The organism is Bradyrhizobium sp. RP6 (assembly GCF_003837805.1).
GTDB lineage: Bacteria > Pseudomonadota > Alphaproteobacteria > Rhizobiales > Xanthobacteraceae > Bradyrhizobium.
In genome coordinates this window covers 88,826-105,277 of sequence record NZ_RQIT01000023.1, presented here as the reverse complement: position 1 = coordinate 105,277, position 16,452 = coordinate 88,826, and the positions used below count along the sequence as shown (strand labels likewise).

General features: G+C 60.0%; 17 protein-coding genes. 5 read left to right on the top strand and 12 right to left on the bottom strand.

Annotated features, from left to right (window positions below; genetic code table 11):
• Positions 1-300: 300 nt before the first annotated feature.
• The 6 genes from EHH60_RS30245 to EHH60_RS30220 all read right to left on the bottom strand — a co-directional run bounded on the left by EHH60_RS30245 (position 301) and on the right by EHH60_RS30220 (position 3,545).
• Complete coding sequence (locus EHH60_RS30245) at positions 301-1,185, bottom strand: HesA/MoeB/ThiF family protein (RefSeq protein WP_158626789.1); 885 nt, start codon at positions 1,183-1,185, stop codon at positions 301-303.
• Complete coding sequence (locus tag EHH60_RS30240) at positions 1,182-1,736, bottom strand: Mov34/MPN/PAD-1 family protein (protein ID WP_124163008.1); 555 nt, start codon at positions 1,734-1,736, stop codon at positions 1,182-1,184. The genes EHH60_RS30245 and EHH60_RS30240 overlap by 4 nt, the downstream gene beginning before the upstream one ends.
• Positions 1,694-2,104, bottom strand: a complete 411-nt coding sequence (locus tag EHH60_RS30235; RefSeq protein WP_124163007.1) for a hypothetical protein — start codon at positions 2,102-2,104, stop codon at positions 1,694-1,696. The genes EHH60_RS30240 and EHH60_RS30235 overlap by 43 nt, the downstream gene beginning before the upstream one ends.
• Positions 2,101-2,349 (bottom strand): multiubiquitin domain-containing protein, encoded by a 249-nt coding sequence (locus EHH60_RS30230; protein ID WP_124163006.1) that lies wholly within the window; start codon positions 2,347-2,349, stop codon positions 2,101-2,103. The genes EHH60_RS30235 and EHH60_RS30230 overlap by 4 nt, the downstream gene beginning before the upstream one ends.
• Positions 2,350-2,460: 111 nt before the next feature.
• The gene (locus tag EHH60_RS30225) at positions 2,461-3,054 is read right to left on the bottom strand and encodes an ImmA/IrrE family metallo-endopeptidase (RefSeq protein ID WP_124163005.1); all 594 of its coding nucleotides are present in this window, start codon (positions 3,052-3,054) and stop codon (positions 2,461-2,463) included.
• Between the two features lie 101 nt (positions 3,055-3,155).
• The gene (locus EHH60_RS30220) at positions 3,156-3,545 is read right to left on the bottom strand and encodes a helix-turn-helix domain-containing protein (protein ID WP_124163004.1); all 390 of its coding nucleotides are present in this window, start codon (positions 3,543-3,545) and stop codon (positions 3,156-3,158) included.
• A gap of 417 nt (positions 3,546-3,962) precedes the next feature.
• Between EHH60_RS30220 and EHH60_RS30215 the strand changes: the two genes are divergently transcribed.
• Together EHH60_RS30215 and EHH60_RS30210 are read left to right on the top strand one after the other, a co-directional pair.
• Positions 3,963-4,859: an ArdC family protein gene (locus EHH60_RS30215; RefSeq protein WP_124163003.1), complete on the top strand. Its 897-nt coding sequence runs from the start codon at positions 3,963-3,965 to the stop codon at positions 4,857-4,859.
• A gap of 1,046 nt (positions 4,860-5,905) precedes the next feature.
• Complete coding sequence (locus EHH60_RS30210; RefSeq protein WP_124163002.1) at positions 5,906-6,151, top strand: hypothetical protein; 246 nt, start codon at positions 5,906-5,908, stop codon at positions 6,149-6,151.
• A gap of 244 nt (positions 6,152-6,395) precedes the next feature.
• Here EHH60_RS30210 and EHH60_RS30205 read toward each other — a convergent pair whose 3' ends face one another.
• The 5 genes from EHH60_RS30205 to EHH60_RS30185 form a co-directional block, all read right to left on the bottom strand.
• Positions 6,396-8,030, bottom strand: coding sequence for a type IV secretory system conjugative DNA transfer family protein (locus tag EHH60_RS30205; RefSeq protein WP_124163001.1), 1,635 nt, complete (start codon positions 8,028-8,030; stop codon positions 6,396-6,398).
• Between the two features lie 2 nt (positions 8,031-8,032).
• The gene (locus EHH60_RS30200) at positions 8,033-8,485 is read right to left on the bottom strand and encodes a hypothetical protein (RefSeq protein WP_124163000.1); all 453 of its coding nucleotides are present in this window, start codon (positions 8,483-8,485) and stop codon (positions 8,033-8,035) included.
• 3 nt (positions 8,486-8,488) lie between these two features.
• Positions 8,489-9,262: a hypothetical protein gene (locus tag EHH60_RS30195; protein ID WP_124162999.1), complete on the bottom strand. Its 774-nt coding sequence runs from the start codon at positions 9,260-9,262 to the stop codon at positions 8,489-8,491.
• Between the two features lie 197 nt (positions 9,263-9,459).
• On the bottom strand, positions 9,460-10,182 hold the full coding sequence (locus EHH60_RS30190; RefSeq protein WP_124162998.1) for a hypothetical protein: 723 nt from the start codon (positions 10,180-10,182) through the stop codon (positions 9,460-9,462).
• The gene (locus EHH60_RS30185; RefSeq protein ID WP_124162997.1) at positions 10,179-10,643 is read right to left on the bottom strand and encodes a hypothetical protein; all 465 of its coding nucleotides are present in this window, start codon (positions 10,641-10,643) and stop codon (positions 10,179-10,181) included. The genes EHH60_RS30190 and EHH60_RS30185 overlap by 4 nt, the downstream gene beginning before the upstream one ends.
• A gap of 448 nt (positions 10,644-11,091) precedes the next feature.
• Here EHH60_RS30185 and EHH60_RS30180 point away from each other — a divergent pair, with 448 nt between their 5' ends.
• The 3 genes from EHH60_RS30180 (at position 11,092) to EHH60_RS38190 (ending at position 15,194) form a co-directional block, all read left to right on the top strand.
• On the top strand, positions 11,092-11,358 hold the full coding sequence (locus EHH60_RS30180; RefSeq protein WP_124162996.1) for a hypothetical protein: 267 nt from the start codon (positions 11,092-11,094) through the stop codon (positions 11,356-11,358).
• A complete protein-coding gene (gene mobF / locus EHH60_RS30175) occupies positions 11,355-14,204 on the top strand; it encodes a MobF family relaxase (RefSeq protein WP_124162995.1) in 2,850 nt (949 codons plus the stop codon). The genes EHH60_RS30180 and mobF overlap by 4 nt, the downstream gene beginning before the upstream one ends.
• Positions 14,205-14,984: 780 nt before the next feature.
• Complete coding sequence (locus EHH60_RS38190) at positions 14,985-15,194, top strand: hypothetical protein (RefSeq protein WP_245454627.1); 210 nt, start codon at positions 14,985-14,987, stop codon at positions 15,192-15,194.
• Positions 15,195-15,320: 126 nt separating this feature from the next.
• Here the strand turns inward: EHH60_RS38190 and EHH60_RS30165 are convergent, their stop codons facing one another.
• Positions 15,321-16,154 (bottom strand): substrate-binding periplasmic protein, encoded by an 834-nt coding sequence (locus EHH60_RS30165; RefSeq protein ID WP_158626788.1) that lies wholly within the window; start codon positions 16,152-16,154, stop codon positions 15,321-15,323.
• Positions 16,155-16,452 lie beyond the last annotated feature (298 nt).

The window sequence follows — 16,452 nt, the reverse complement described above, 5'->3', positions numbered from 1 at the left end:
GGCGAACGCAAGCGATTCACGTCAGATCGCATTCTGACGCTTTACGAAGTAAACGGCGTTGGTCGTTCCTTCCAGCGTGACAGTCAGGGGCCGGCCGTTGACGACGACAGCTCGCCTTCCACGAAGATGTCCAACGCGTTCGGGAAGATTCCTTGGCCCTAATTCGGGCCGAATAAATGGCCGCTAGGAGCACCGGAGCGCCCGCATTCTCCGCAAAAGATGCGGCGAATAGCATGGCTAATCTCCGCAGCGCTCGAGACTTGCCCAAGAGTCGCTGTGCTACGCTCCGGGTTCGCCGATTCAGCGCGTCTGCTTCCGCCGCCTTTCGCGAAGATGCGGCATCCGCAGGAAGCGTTCGGCATCGGCGTCTTGCGGCTTTCCGCGAATTCCCTTGCAGTAATAGCAATCCGGTTTCGGCTTTGCCGTGGTGAGTTTTGGTACGTGGCCGTAATAGTTGATCAGGCGCTGCGGCTCTCTCATGCCGGTGACGGCGACCATGAACTCGGTTGCGGCGAGCGCGGCGGCGACGCCGTTGATGGGGGACACGGAAGGCCCGGTCTCGCGCACCACCTCCACCGGCACACCGTAGATCGCGGCGCGGCCCGCCTTTTCGGCGTCCGTGCTCAGGTATGCTTCGACATCGCGCGGATCGAGAGCATCTAGGCAGTGCAGGCAGCCGCCGCCCTGCCATGCGACGCAGATGCGTCCGCCGTAGACGCCTTCCTCCGGTACGTCCGAGGCGAGATCGATATAGGACTTCGCGTAGGCGGCGCACAATTCGTTCAGAATCGCGCGCGGGCCGTCCTCATCGAAGCAGCCAAATACCCAATCGGCCTGCTTCACGGTAGCGAACACTTCTTCGCTGATCAGGCTTGCCCTTACCGGCGTGACGCGAATGGTGGGATCGATCTCGTGTACAAGACGCGCGGCCAGTTCGACTTTCGGACTGCCAGGAACGGGATCGTCATGTCTTGCGCCGACGAAGCGGTTGCGATTCGTCTCGTCAAGTTCCTCGTCGTCGACCGGAGTGATGCCGCTGACGCCGAGCAGGGCGAGGTGCTGGACGAGTGGGCTGCCGAGGCCGCCGACGCCGATGACCGCGACGTTCGTGGCTCGCAGCTTGCTCTGGCCTTCCTCGCCGAAGAGTCGGATGTTGCGGTCGTAACGGGCAGGAAGATCGCTCATCCCCAGCCTCCCAGAGAAAAGTTGGTCGGTTTGAGCACGCGACTGCCCTCGACAATCCCGTCCAGCGGACGCGGGATCTTCGGATTGTTGAGCCAGAGCAGGGCGTCGAACCCGGACTTCGCGACGACGATGGCGAGATAGGGGCGCTTCTTGAGCCGCCACCACATGTGCGGCACGGTCTCCTGCAGCCCAAGGCGATCGGCGTAAGAGAAGCCGGCGGGCCATGGGCCGGGATGCGAGTGCAATTCCACGAGCGACGTGTCGATATCGTGCGCGCGCTTGATCAACGCGGAGCGCGTTTCATCGGCCAGTTCCAGATAGTCGTCCTGCTGCACGATGAAGTCGCCAGGACCGAGCTTCTTCGTTTCCGCGACCTCGAAAGTGACCTGATGATCGCTGCACACGGCGCGGGCAAACAGGAACGCCGCTTGCTCTTCTTCGGAGCCAGACGGCAGCAGGTGCGCCATCAAATCATCGAGCGCGCCGTTCTCCAACTTCAAAAATGCCTTCATGCCTCCTCCTGCAATCGCACCATGAAACTCCGCACCCACGCCAGCAGGTTCGAGCCCTTGCCCATGTCGGCGGTTGCCGACCAATTCTCCACCGACCACGAGAAATGCAGCCACTCGCCGGAGAAGGGCGGCGGCGACGGTGGAGCGCCCGTGTTATTCGGAGCGGCGCCTTTGAAATTCAGTCCGGCGGGCGTGAGAAATCCGTAAGGCGCATCGCCGGGGTAGTTGCCCTTGATCAGAAAACAGACCGGCAGCTCGCTCACCGCCTTGTCGCCGATGCGCCAGCCTTCGGGCAGCACGTAACGGGGAATCCTGAACCAGTCTTCCCCGTTCGATTCAGCGTGCTCGACGTCGCCGAAGTGGCGGCGCAGCAGGGCCAGCTCGTGGCTAATACGCGCGCGCATCACCCACGCTTCCAGCGGTGCTTCTTGCCGAATCCCTGGCCCGGCTTGATCGCGATGACCTCGCCCGGCGCAAGCGTCCGTTCGACGTTGTGCTGGTCGACCTCGATCACGCCCTGCGAGCTGTCCCAGCCGCCCAGCTCGGCAATCTGCTCGGTCGTGATCGTGTCCTCGTCCCAGGGAAATTCCTCCCCTTCGATGTTGAGAATGTACTTCGCGCCCTCATCGGGCTTCGCCTTCGCCTGACTCATCGTTCCGCTCTCCATGTTCACTCCTAACCCGGCTCTAGTGCCGGTCCAGATGTCTCCGTCACAATGTATGCCAACGTTAGCTTATATAGCTAACAGATGTCGCAAAAAAAATCAAAGGGTAAGCTGGCCGCTCTCCGGACGGGCGAAAAGATCATCGAGCCGGATACGAGCGACGACAGGATTTACATCAAAGATTTCAGCCAGTTCGCGGGCGGCGCGCTCCCGCTCATCCTCCTTGAGCGCAGGCAGGCCCAGCCCGCCGCGTTCCTCGCAAAAGGGAGCCGCCGCCTTGATGACGAGACCACGCGGCATCAAGAGGCCGCCGATCGCCCGATTCGCCTGGAATTCCCACCAGCGCCCGTCGTAGCGCGATTCGTGCGGTGTGCCGTGAACATCCCGGCAGAGAATCTCCGGTCGATCGTTCCCATCCTCGAACAATTTCGGCGGCTTCTCGCCGAGAGCGAAGAGATGCGTATGAAGCAGGCCGTGCCCGGCCTCGTGAGCGAGCGTCGTCCGGATGCGGCGCTCGGAGACGCTGCCGCCTTCCTCATCCAGCGCCGTCGTGATCACAATGCCCGTGACCCCGTTCGGCCCGAAGGACGTATAGCCGAGCACGCTGTCGGGAAGCGCCTCGTATCGCGGTGAGACCTTGAAGTGCTTTTCGACGAACCGTTCGACCCTGACTGGTTCGGGCGTGTCAGGCATCAATCCCGCGGACTTCAGAGCGTCGCCGCAGATGCGGTCGATCTCTGGGGGCTTGTAGAAAGGTCGGGCCGCGAACGGCCTCCGGTTCGTCCGGTACGTCCTCATTTCTTGCCCCCTTTGGGTAGAGGCTTGCTCTGGTTCACCAGCTGAAGAAGCTGCTCCGGCGTCAGCTTCTTATCGACGAGCGTGCGGAAGGCGAAGGCGTAGCCGGGGTCCTGCTCCGTCATGCGCTTGATTTCATCGAGCGGCGCGCGCTGATCATGCCGCTTGAGCTCGGCAACATCGAGCTTCAGCAGGCGCGCCATCTCCTCCAGCATCGGTTCGGAAGGAAAGCGCCGTCCGTGCTCCACGTCGGAGATGAAGGGGGGCGAGCAATCGAGCTTCTTTGCGAACTCGCGGAGCGAGAGGTCGAGCTCTTCGCGGCGTTCGCGGATTTTTTGGCCAAGCGTTTTCACCGTGTAAGCATACCCAGCGAACGACTCGTCCGTCAAGAATCATGCTGATTGGATTAGAGCACGTGCCGCTTCGCGCACCGGACTCTACTCGCTGCGCTCCCGGAGCCGCCTTCGCGGTCTCCACCATCCGGTGACGATCCCTCGCGCAAGGTGAGCAGGACAGCCGCCCTCCGTCGCCCTTCGGGCTATGGAGGACAAGCCGGCTGACTTCCTTTTCATTTGTTTTTGGGGCCTGCGGCCCCTGTCTTTCAAGAAGTCGGGGGTCTGCGACCCCCAAGCCCTCAAGGCCAAGCCCTTCGCGTTGCTGCGGGCGGAAAACGGCGACCGTGTCGTCGCTGCGCTCCAGCCCGCACCAACCCGCCGTTTTCCGGCCTTGACGGCAATCCCCCCGCTCATTGGCGCGGGCCTAGTCCGGTTGCATGCGCACCACTTTTAAGACTAGGAGAAAGACCAGTGAAAGCAGATGTTTATGAGCGTATCACCAGCCGCATAGTGACTGAACTTGAGCAGGGCGTCCGGCCTTGGCTCAAGCCATGGAATGCAGAGCATGCCGCAGGACGGATCACGCGGCCCCTGCGGTTTAACGGCCAGCCCTATCACGGAATCAACGTCCTGATGTTGTGGGGCGAGGCTGTTGCCAAGGGCTATGCCGCACCGATCTGGATGACCTTCAAGCAGGCCGCAGAGCTCGGCGCGCATGTGCGCAAGCGCGAGCACGGCAGCCTTGTCGTCTATGCCGACCGCATCCGCAGGACGGAGCGCGATGAAGCGACAGGCGAAGACGCCGAGCGCGAGATTCCGTTCCTCAAAGGCTATACGGTTTTCAATGTCGAGCAGGTCGAAGGATTGCCGGCGCATTTCTATGCGGTGGCCGAGGCCCGGCTTGATCCCGTGCAGCGCATCGAGCGGGCGGATGCGTTCTTTGCCGCGACCCGCGCCGACATCAGGCACGGCGGAAACATGGCGCACTACAGCGCAACCGACGACCACGTGCAGATGCCGCCGTTTGAATCGTTCCGCGATGCCGAGTCCTACTACGCGACACTCGCGCACGAAGTCACGCACTGGACGAAGCACGGCAAACGGTTAGAGCGCGACTTTGGCCGCAAGCGTTGGGGCGATGAAGGCTATGCGATGGAAGAGCTTGTCGCCGAGCTTGGCGCGGCTTTTCTTGCCTCTGACCTCGACCTGACGCCCGAGACGCGCGAAGACCATGCGTCCTATATCGCCTCTTGGCTCAAGGTGCTGAAGAACGACAAGCGGGCGATCTTTACCGCCGCATCGCATGCGCAGCGCGCTGCCGACTATCTGAACAGCTTGCAGCCATCCAACAAAGCGGAGGCAGCGTAGGAGCTTGCGAAATTGCCGCGCCCGCCGGGTGGCGGGCGCGGCGTGCAGCCCTATGGCTGTGGCTGCGCATGCCTGCGCTTGCGCCGCTCTTTCCCGCGGCGGTCGCCGTCGTCCAGAATAAACACCATCAGTCAGAAGACGCTGACGCCGGGGCCGTCATCGGCTGCCGCGCGATGAATGCGATGCGGATCTGCATGTTTTCCTCCTTGCGCTTCAAGCCCGGCCAATCGGGGCTTTCATGCGCCGAAGGAGTGGTCAGGACGGGCCGCAACGACAGAGGAGGAGCTTCACGCTTGCGTCCACCAGCGGACTGTCTGCCAGATTCGTGGACTGAAAGAACGGGTGGCCGATGGCTTGACCTGCCCGAAAGGGGAAAGTGTGCCGGGTCGGCAGTGCATCGGTCGTCCGGTGGCGGAGGACGGACTTGCGTTCAACGGCCGCTCCTGGATGAGGGTTGTTTGCCGCACGCCGGATGGCGACGCCGGCTGCAAGGGCGTCCAGGCGCACGGAAGGATGCACGAAAAATCGCTGCCCGAGGCTGCTCGCCGCTTCGCAAATCGGCGGCTTCAAGTCAAAGAGCAAGAGCGCTTACGCTCGCTTCCGTTTGTCCTTTCCTCATCTTGGAAAAGGCACTCGCGGCACGATGCGTCTGCCGTTCCGCGAACAGAGAGTGTCACCGGATGCGGAGCAACGCTTTGCCATCCTCTTGATCGATTCAGGTAAAACGCCGACCTGGATATAGCAGCCCTTCATACGCGCTTCGCCGACGCGAGGAGCATTCATCGCGGGTAGGCTTGTTTTCGACAAAATCCTTTCCTCGCAGCAGATGTTGCAAAGAATTTCGTATCATCACAACGCCTTTTTCTTTGTCGGCGGTTCTTTCGACTCTGACGCCAACCTGACCGTGCGCGCCGTCGATGCAACAGGCGGCCCGCTCCATTCGCTTAGCTCCCGTGTTGCCCGTTCCCCTTCGGTGCATCGCCGGCTTTTCCGCCCGGATGAATGGTGGGCATATCGAAAAACCCTAACCGAAAAGGAGAAAGACTATGACGACACGTAACCGCAACTACCGCAAGGGAAAGGCACTCGAAAATCAAGGCCCGGCTCTGATCGCCTATCACGTAGCCGAGCGCGGCGAGCAGAGCTTTTGGACACGGATTGGCGCGGGCTGGGATCACGAGGACGGCAAGGGCCTCACACTTCAGCTCGATCTTGTGCCGCTGAACGGTAGCCGCATCGTGCTGCGGGAAGCCGCCGAAGACAGACACGGCGGAGAGGCGAAGGGCGCGTAAGCGCCCTGATTTCCCGTCCCTGAGAGCTCGGCGGCGGCCCTCGGGGGCAACAAACCCGCAGATTAGAAAGAACGCATTCGCCCGAGCCAGAGCGATCAAGGATGCCTTCTCGAACGAAAGACAAAGCGCGAGATGGAAAGTGCAATCTGAAACGATGAGCCGCGCAACGGCATCTGTCGCGCAACCGTCGGCATCTACTTGGCTCGGTGCGTCGCCGTCGGCTAGGTAAGCAAGCGCGCCATGACTACTTCACACTCAAACGGGGGTCGTCATGGCGCGTCTTTAGGAGCCGCAGAGGACGTTTCGCGTAACGGGGGCTCTTCGGAAACACGATGAGCTCGCTGGCTGGCAGCCTGGCCAATTCTTCAGAACTCATCAAGCGCGCGGCCATCGGCACGGTCGTCGTGCTGGTCCTTTTTTGACCGCCGCCCGTATCAATCGATTTCGTCTCCTGCAAAAGCGAAAAGTCACCAAGCGCTCTCGACCAGAAATCGCACTCGTCCGGATCAACCGCTGCTGGGTCGGAGATTGTCACGAATTCAGCCGTGCGCAGCAAAGTCGCGGCATCTTGCTCGCCGTAGATCGCTTGAATTTGCGACCTGTCCTGCCAAAAGGTCCAGAGGCTCGCCTGATGACCGGGTAGTTCGCCTGACGCGACAACGAGCTCGGAATACCGGCCGAGCGCGCGAGCTTCGTCAACGAATATTATGGCACGTTCGATCGGCGGCGTTCGGCGGATGGTCGCAAAAAGGTCTGTCAGAAACCATCGCACAAAAGGCGCGAGCGTCTCAAGTGATTCCGTTGGCAAGGTGAGGAATAGGTCTAGCTGGTCGCGGCAGAGATCTTCGAAATCGACCGTGCTCCCGTTGGTGAGTTGCTGCATCCGCGGATCGTCGCACCACTGAAACGCTTGCATCGCAGTCGAGATGACCGGGTCGCGCGTTCGCGCCTCCATAGCAAGCAGCGATCGGACTCGGTCCGTGATCGTGTCGCTGCTTAGTGAATCGATACGTTTGGCGAGCGCTTCCGGATCTCCGATCAGTTCTGCAACGCGACGCGGAGTGGGATTTCCTGCGGCAATTGCGATCCGTTGCGCTGTCACGATGAGATCAGTGGCGCGGTTCTGAAAATACACGCTTTCCGCGCTCGTAGTGGCAGGTAATATAGCCCGTGCAATCCGCTGCGCATGCAGAACGTCGTTAGGATGTACCGTTTGCATCGGACACCAGGTATCGATGCCACCGACAAGATTCATCGGATCAAGGCAGACGACACGGCGTCCGAGTGCACGCCGTCGTTCAGCAACAGTCTTGAAAACCTGTCCTTTCGGATCAATGACGACGGCTGGCCCGGTCCAAGCATTTCTGGTCGGTGCCAGCAGATTGGGGATCGCCAATCCGGAGGTCTTCCCCGCTCTTGGTGGCGCTATCGTCAAGAAATTTCCTTCGAACCTGACGCGGACCGGCTTGCCGCTATCCGGATCGATGCCGAGCTCTATCCCTTCCCGCATTTCGGATTTCTCTCGCGGAAATGCCCAGCGCGCGTCGCCAAAGGTGCCGCGCGGGTCGCGAGTCACCGGAGGACTTGCGGGCAAAAGGAGTAACACGAGTGTCGGCGGGACGAAGATTGCGACGGCTTGCCAAGACCCGCCACCTGCAAAGGCTACGCTGGTGCCGCTGATCATGTCTAGATATGCTTTGATGTTGTCCCAGCCGTAGGATTCGAGGATCGCTTCGAACCAGGTGTGAGGCCTAATCACGGGGGCGGGCCAGACGTCAACATTGACCCCATGAGTGACACTCGCGGCTATGGGATAGCCGACCAGAGCCGCTGCGAGGACCAGGATTGCGGCGATCGCGAGCGATGCTGGTGTGCGCATTATTAGCCTTCGCTCGGGATTGGCACCTCGGTGACGGGCGCATACGGATAACCGCTGCGACGCAACGCGCCGACGAAGCGCTCGCGAAGGCGCTGCCACACGTCATCGATATCGGCAGCGAAGATTGCGGGTTCGGCGATCATGTATCGGCGCGTGGCGCGGTGCGCGAACTGAAAGCCACCATCCTGCTCCATCGCGGGCGAATGCGGAGCCTCCAGGAACTGGTGGCAGAAGAACGCGAAGCGCTCGCTATATTCGAGCTCATCGAGCCTGCAAATCGCGGATGCGAGCACGGCATCATACGATACCTGGTGCGCCCACCACCGCAGCGTCACGCGGCCGTATTTTCCCTCAATTTGAGGTGGCGGACCGTTGATTAAGAGCCTGCCGATAACAGAATCGACGATCCATGAAGCGAGTTGTTTATTAAGCATGCTGGTCCCTCCGCGAGACATAAGCTACTTCAACGGCCGGCTGTTCAATGCGAGCCAATCGGCCGGCACGACTGTTTCCGCGTAGCCGCGCGAATTGACCCAGCGGCGGATGATGACCGTGCCCTTGCTCGGCTGCATCACGACGACCGGATAGCCGGCGCGCCAAGCACCAGCGAGCGTCTGACCGCCGGGCAGGCGCCAGGTCACCGCCCAGGTCTGGTCAGCAACGAGCGTATCCACACCGGTATTGCGCCACGCGGCAAAGGTGAGCCCTGCCAACAGCGCCAGAAGTAGCAGTATCGCCACGATAGCATGCCAATGGCGCAGAAGGGACCAGCCGCTGTCCTTGCTCCGCTCGGCGTTCGAGGCGGCGCCTCGCGGCAGCTCTTTGCCGATCGAATCGCGGAGCCGGGCTTGGCCATCGGTCGTGAGCGATGGATCATTCAGGTGATACAAACGCTTTCGCGCCGGTTCTTGCATGAGGCCAGCAAGACGTTGATCACTTGCTCGGTCCACCGCCAGTTGCGCTGCGCTGGCAGCTGCAGCTGCTGCTGCGATTTGCTTTTCAGGAGGTAGGACATTGACCGTTGTGGCGGCAGATTGTGACCTGCTGGCAACTCCGGTCGGTCGGTGGTTTGAGCCGCTCGGCTGCCTCTTCGCAGTACCGCTTGTAGTAGTGTCATCGTTGCCGTTGGAAGCATGCCGCTTTTTTATGTTTGCGCTGGCACGCCGCACGCGCGAAACCTTTAAACGCTGTTGCGTCTGCACTCCGCTCGGGACAAGGTAGAGCAGCGCCATGGTCCAAAGTCTCAGCGAGAACCTGTACAACGCTGACCAGAGTGCGGAGGACACGCTCTTTATCGTGTGGCTAAGCCGCCATAGGCGAGCCTGGTGGCCCGCATTGCCCTGACCGAGGCCGAGGACTTTCTGGATAGCGGCCCAAAGTATTCCCAAGAGCCAGCACAACGCCGACATAAGTGCGGTGAAAGCGGTTGTCACGGTGCTACCAGCCACCGCGCGGCCGGCTCCACCGCTCGCATTGCGGCAAGCCGGAAGCGCGCCAGATCCCGCTGAATGCGCAGACCCCGCATCAATCCGTACTTCTTGGCGAGCGCCTTGCTGTCGAGGTCGCAGATGCAAGCAAAGCCGCCCGCCTGGAAGATTGCTTCGGCCTCCGTATCCATCAGGTGATGCGGCAAGCTGGTCAGGACAGCGCCGTTTGCGATGCGGTCCAGATGGATCGGATTGATGGGACCGTGAAGCTGATTCTCAACGAGGAAACGCGCGGACGCCCAGGGCGAGACGATTTCGTCAAGCAGCGGCACGGACGCAAGCGCGCCGGGCTCTGCCGTGGCGATAATCACAATTCCGAACTCAACGCCAACTTGCCGCAAGTCATTGGCCACCTCGCTGATCGTGCTCAAGAGTGCCGTCGAGGTATTGGCGCCCAAATCGACAATCGCCGGCACCTCCGCAACCACCATGGCCTCAATGAATGCGTCGAATTCCGAGCGCGCAGCACGGCCACCCGTGCGCTCGATCTCCTCGCGACTGGCTCGGATCGGGAAATGCTGAGCACGATCGCCCAGCTCGGTCAGCCGCCGGTTTATCTCCAATTCGATGACTGGCGCAGCCGGAACGGCTTCCGCAGCAGCTCGCGTGTTGGTCGACCTGCCGCAGCCGCCTTTCTCTTGCGCGAAAATCAGCACCTTGCTCACTTGCGGGGCTCCTTGAGCAGCGATTTGAGCTCGGCGAAGGCCTCCTTGCGAAGGTCGACTTCCGAAAAGCCGGCAGAAGTCCGCCGGCAAATCTCGTTTTGCAGCTCGGGCGTGATCGTGACGGCCCGTTCGCGGGCACGCGGTACAAGGTCGCGGCGCGCGTATCGCGAACGACGCTTGCGCTCGCGGCGCTCTTCGCGTTTGTTGATCGCGGATATAAGGGCGCACAAGCGGCGTCCAGTCAGCGGCTGTCGATCAATGCCTTGCACGGCGCCCTGTGCAGCCAAAGCGGCTGCGATTACGGACCACGCGATACCTTGCTCTCGAAGCTCCTTGATTGCCGGAAGAGCAGCCGAGATCATGTCAGTGGCACCGGTACGGCCGCCGCGCCAATCTTTGGCCTTTTGCTGCACGGCTAGACGGCTGGCGTCAGCCTTGAACTTGCGGGGGTCAATTGCCATGCAGCAGAATATGCGGGCGGCGCTGCGTTTCTGCGAGTCGGCAACCCCGGGGCCAACATGCCAACAAAATCGCCGAGCAAGTGCGTTGCCGAGGCCTCTAAAACCGTCTTAAAGGGCTCGGAGAAGCCCGCGGACGAAAAATTCTCTCGAAAAAACCCCCGGAGCGCTGCACGGGCGTGTTCGTTTAGCTAAGTCATTGTTTTTGCTCGGGTCGAAAATTTTTTCCACTAGACTGTGGATTCCAGCCCAAACGCTTGTCCATTAGGGGCCACCGGTCGCCAACAATGTCCGCCGAGCTGCCAACCAAAGAACAGAATCCTTGGTCTTCACACCACACGCACTAAAGATGCTTTTAGGAGGAAGAGCCGAGTGCCTTGAACCGCGTGCCGCCTGATACGACATCCGGGTAAGGCTGCCGATTGCTAGGTGATCGCCTTCTGGAGAACGTATGCGGGTCTACACAGTTCAGATCGAGACGAAGCTTTCCGAGCAGCTTGAAGAGGCTGCTCGTGCCGCGAAAATCGCACCGGCTGAATTGATTGCGCAGTGCGTTGAGCAGCATCTAGACATCGCGGTTAGGTTTCGTGCACTAATCGAACGTCTAGAGACCGTTGATCAAGGCTTGCTGGATTTGGCGGGCTTTGTTGGCGAGGCGACCGCTAGTGGCCACTTCGACGTTTCTAGCCTCTGTCGATATTCTGCCCCGAAGGCATGACGGCGTCGCTGCGCACATTGGGCGTCGGTCGCGACGCCGGTCTTTACTACGTCAATGATCCTAGCCGTGAGGCTCGGCCGAAAAGCCGCGACGAGTACTACGTGCGGGATGGCGGTGGTAGCTGGTGGTCAACCGGTGAGACCGTGGTTCGGCACGGTTCCGATATCGAGAAGGAGACGTTTCGAGATCTGTGCGCCGGGATCGATCCTCGCACCGGAAAGCCACTCGTTCGTGGTTCAGGACCAGGGCATCGGGCCGGCTGGGATATTACATTTTCGGCTCCCAAATCCCTTTCCGTCCTGTGGATGGCCGGAGATGAAAAACAGCGTGCCATGCTGCACGAACTGCATCGCGCCGCGGTACAGGACGCTCTCCGGTTCTTGGTGGACGAAGGCCTTGTCGAAGTACGGTTAGGTCAGGGCGGGTATCTCCGCGAGCCGCCTGCCGATGTCATCGTTGGCCGGTTCGATCACTACACTTCGCGGGAGGGGGACCCAAATATTCATACCCACGCCGTGCTTATGAACGTGGCTGCCTGCTGGGATCGAGCAAAATTTCGCACCCTGGAGCCCGAAAAATTATTCGAGTATCAACTCGTCGTTGGCGGGGCGTTCAGAGCCTCGTTGGCCCGACGTCTGGCAGACATCGGCTTCTCAATGCGCGCGGCGGGGCGCAATCAATTTGAAATCGCTGGGATCCCGAAACATGTGATCGAGACATTTTCGAAGAGATCGCATCAGATTGAAGAGCGGGTCGGGCGGGATGCCACTGGTGCCCAGAAGGAGCTTGCCGCGCTCGCAACGCGCGGCTCAAAAGCTGAAGTGCCCGTCGGCAGCGTCCTGGAAACCCGCTGGAGAGAGGAGCTGGCCGAGATCGGTATCGACCCATGGAGGGCGGTTCGCGACTTCGTACCAAGTCGTGACATCGACACGATTATCGAACGTGATCTCGATCCTCCGGAAATCGAAGGGACCGGCCCTGTCGCCGTTGCCGCCTCAAAGCTGCTTCGGCACCAAAGCGTGATCTCCCGCAAGGAGTTGCTGCATGGCGCATTCGTCGAGGCAGGTCTCCTCGCGGTCGGTATTGACCAAGTTTGGGCAGAGTTGCAGGCATATGAAGAGCGCGGAGCCCTTCGCCAGCTTACGGGCGAGGAGAGGGCGGAATGCTGGACGACCCCTGCCATCGCCGCCGCTGAAGCGAGCTTGCTGCGAGCCGCGAACCGCCTTGATGAGCATGATTGGTTTCGACCGGACGCGCTGGAAACAGCGCTCGCAAATGCACCTTACCTATCCGCGCAACAGGCCGGAGCTGTAAAGTTTTCCGCCAATCGCGATGGAGTCGCCATATGTGAGGCGCCGGCCGGCACAGGTAAGACGGTCATGACTCAGGCGCTGGTCGAAGCCGCGCATCACTCCGGCCTCAAAGTTCTGGGATTGACACCTACCTGGGTTGCCGCTGATGAACTGTCGAAGTCTTGCGGTATCGATGCGCGCGCAATTGCGCAGTGGCGATACGATCGCGAGCGCGGGCTAGAGTCCGCGATCAATGCCAGGACCCTTATCATTGTTGATGAGGCCGGCCTAACCGGTGTGCGCGACCTCGAATCTGTCTTAAGGGCGGCACACGAGGCACATGCCAAAGTCGTATGTCTTGGGGATCGGCGTCAACTTCAGTCGGTACCCGGCGGCAGCGCACTAAGAGCTGTGTTCGACGTGATTGCCCGTGGTGCGGTTCTTTCGCAGGTGCGACGACAGAACGTCGCGTGGCAACGAGCGGCGTCAATGGTGATGGCAAGAGGCGATTCCGAGGCGGGCTTGCGGGCTTACGCCAAACATGAGCGGCTCGAACTCGTATCGGGTGAGGCCGAGGCGCAAGCCCGGGTCATCAAGATCTGGAACGGCTGTCGTCTCGCACATGGCGATGATGTATTGATCATCACCCGTCGAAATTCAGATGCTGCAGCCCTCAATAAAGCCGCTCGCGCCGTCCTGCGCGCCGAAGGCCGCTTGGTAGGCCAAGATATGTCTCTCGCTGCCGTTGGCCGAGACAAGAGGATTGGCCCAATCGAACTCGCCGAAGGCGATCGAATCCGGTTCGGCGAAAACCTACCTCAATTCCTGATCCGCAACGGCACTCGCGGGACGATCGAACGCCTGGAATCGAATTGCGGTGAAGTGGATCTGAGCGTTCGACTTGACGACGGCAGGCTGATCGAGGCTCCGTGGGCGTCATTGGTTCGAGAGCAACGCGGACGGTTGCCTAACCCGCCTCGCATTAGCTCGGCTTATGCAGGTACGGCGTATTCCGTTCAAGGGCGGACATCAGCCGCGGCTGTGCTCTACGTCGCCAAGCCGACCGATGCGAGAGAGATCTATGTCGGCCTGACGCGCCACAAAATCGATGCTTACGTCGTCGCTGAACGCAATCGCCTTGAGGCAGGAATACCGCAGCGTCAATCCGATGCGCGCGGCGTCCCCACGGAGATCGCAGTTCGTGAGCGGCTGTTTACGGAAGCAAGATCCTACGCAGAAAAAGCGAACGTCGTGGACTACGTCGAGGATCGCATTGATTTCATGCGCACCGGTCGAATTCAAGTACGACGTCACGCGGGGCCGCTCAATCTCGGTCGAGTTGCGCGGGCGGCACAGCGGCTTTTGGAAGCTGCGCGCGAGATATCAAGTGAACCGTCTATGACCGTCCCTGCATGGCGGCTAGTCGATAGGGCGCGCTACAGCTATCGAGAGATTGCGCAGCGTGTGGCCGAGGTCGTACAGTCGGTCAGGGTCCGCATAGACCTGAGAGTCAAAGGGCGTGCGGTCGCCCGCGAATGGGACGTCAGTCGCTGAAGTGGTCAACCGATCGCGCGTCACACGCTCCGCCGAAGACATATCGCGAGCTTGAACAGGAATGTGGTGCAGGTTCTTGGCAATCCTGGAGCACCGCCTGCAGCGTGCCGTTCTCGAGAGCGTCGCCCGCAATCGCTCCAGTTCGCGGTTCGTCGATGAGCTCTGTGAAATCGGCCTTTTCGAGTTCGATGAGTCACCGCTCGCCGAGCAGACGACTCGCTAAACACTTGGAGGTCCGAGTTTTCAGAGCCGAGCTAGGAGTCAGATATGGAAGCCGATCGCCAGCACGTCGTGACTGCCAACTTGTTCGAGCACGTAAAGAGCCCCTCGTTGCGGCACTTGCGAGATCCGAACAGCATTTACAGGTTGGCGAGAGAGATCGTGCATGCGCTCGACAGATCGAGCTCCGTCTGGAGGAAATGGGACGGGTCTCGGGAAGAGCTCGCTAAGGCCGCTGCTCCGTGCTGGATCCCGATCGAGGACATCTGAACACACTACCTGGTCCGTCCCTGACCAAAACGGACGTTGAGCAACGACTTCGTGCTAACTGGGAGGCGCCCTACACTACGTGCCCGAACGATGAACTCAAGGAAGGTTGCCTCGGACTGTATCGGTCAGAGAAAACGCTGGGCACTGAGATGCGAGCGATCATCGGAGCGCTTCAGGAGCACATCGAGCGCGAGGAAGATCGACTGAGGCGCGAGCGAGAGGAGAATTGGCGTCGATTGAAGGCCGACGAACGCGTCAAGTTGGAGCAGCGTTTCTTATCCGGGGCCGATTGTGGGTGGACGGATTAAGAAATCCAAAGCGTTCTATTGTCGCCGCAATGGACGCGTTTTTCGCATCGTGCAGGGCCAGGACAAACGTTGGACGCTGTACCGCGTCGAAGAGGTGAGCGATCGGGGCGAAGTGCTCGGCAGTTATCAGGGACGTCGCGAGGCAAACAAGGCGCTGGAAAAGATCGCTTACGCACCCGAACCGCGTCGGTGACTGGCCGCTCCGCCGCGTGCGGCAGTCGGGACGAGGCCTGACCCTAAGAGGCGAAATGTAGGCCGCTCGCATGGTCATGAGTTTGGTCCAGCACAAAACAACTGGTTTAGACCTTCGGCAGCGGCTTTATTTCGGTCTCAAGTCCGCTCCAAACCACTTCATCGACATCGAGAGAAGAGTTCCGTCAGCTGTTGCTTTGGAGATCTCTTGATCGAAAATTTGCTTCAAGTCGGCGTCGGATTTCCGAATGCCCGCGGCAACCCCTTCTCCTAGAACATCGCCTGTAGCAGTCGCTCCAACAATTCTCATTGTAGAAAATGCCGGGGTGCGAAGCGTTTCAATCGCTGCTCTTTCAGTAAGCATTGCTATGTCAGCAGTCTTTGCAGCAACAGATTGCAAAACGTCAGCTGGCGTCGGCACTTCAAGTACAGACGTTTCCTGTAAGAACTTGTGCGCAAATTCGACAGCGCGAGTGGATGTCTGAGTAGCGAGTTTCTTGCCGCTCAACTTAGCTTGCCACCCCTGAATGATTGGCTTGGCACCGCCATCGACTAAATTGACGCGCTTTCCCGCGCCATCCAGGTTGCCAAGCGGACTCCCGTTGGTAACGATGAAGACATATTCGTCCCTCGCGTAAGTCCGGCTAAAGGAGATTATCTTGTCTCGCCGTTGAGTAACCTCAAGGCCCGAAAGTACGACATCGACGTGCCCGGTCACCAACGAAGGAATTAGATCGTCAAACGACAGCTTCACAAACGTGCAAGTAATTTTCGTCCGCGTGCACACCTGATTGGAGAATTCGACGTCGAAGCCCTCTGGTGATCCATTTTTGTTCAAACTCGTCCATGGAGGATAGTTGGCCTCGATACCAATCTTCAAGCTGGTCCAATCCTTCGCCGCCAAGCCGACGGTGGTCGCGACCAGAAAACAGGTTGGCAGGCAGATTTTCAGCAAGAACATGAGCCGTCTCACTCCCCTGGCGAGGGCAAAGTAAACAGAGGCTATCCAATAGTTGCAAGGGGGAAAAAAAGAGTACAAACTACCACGGCTTGCATCGGGATCGGGGGAAGTCGATGTTAAGAGCATTTGAAGGTAGCTGGTACGCTAAACCTGCCAAGCTGGTTGCTATATATTCGTTGATATTTTCTGGTGCGCCTACCGCCGCAAGATCGGCTGATGACGTAGAGCGTTCTCTTTCCGCTCCCTCTGACTCCGCGAACGACGTCGCCGTTTTACGATTGGGCCGCGGGGAGGAAAC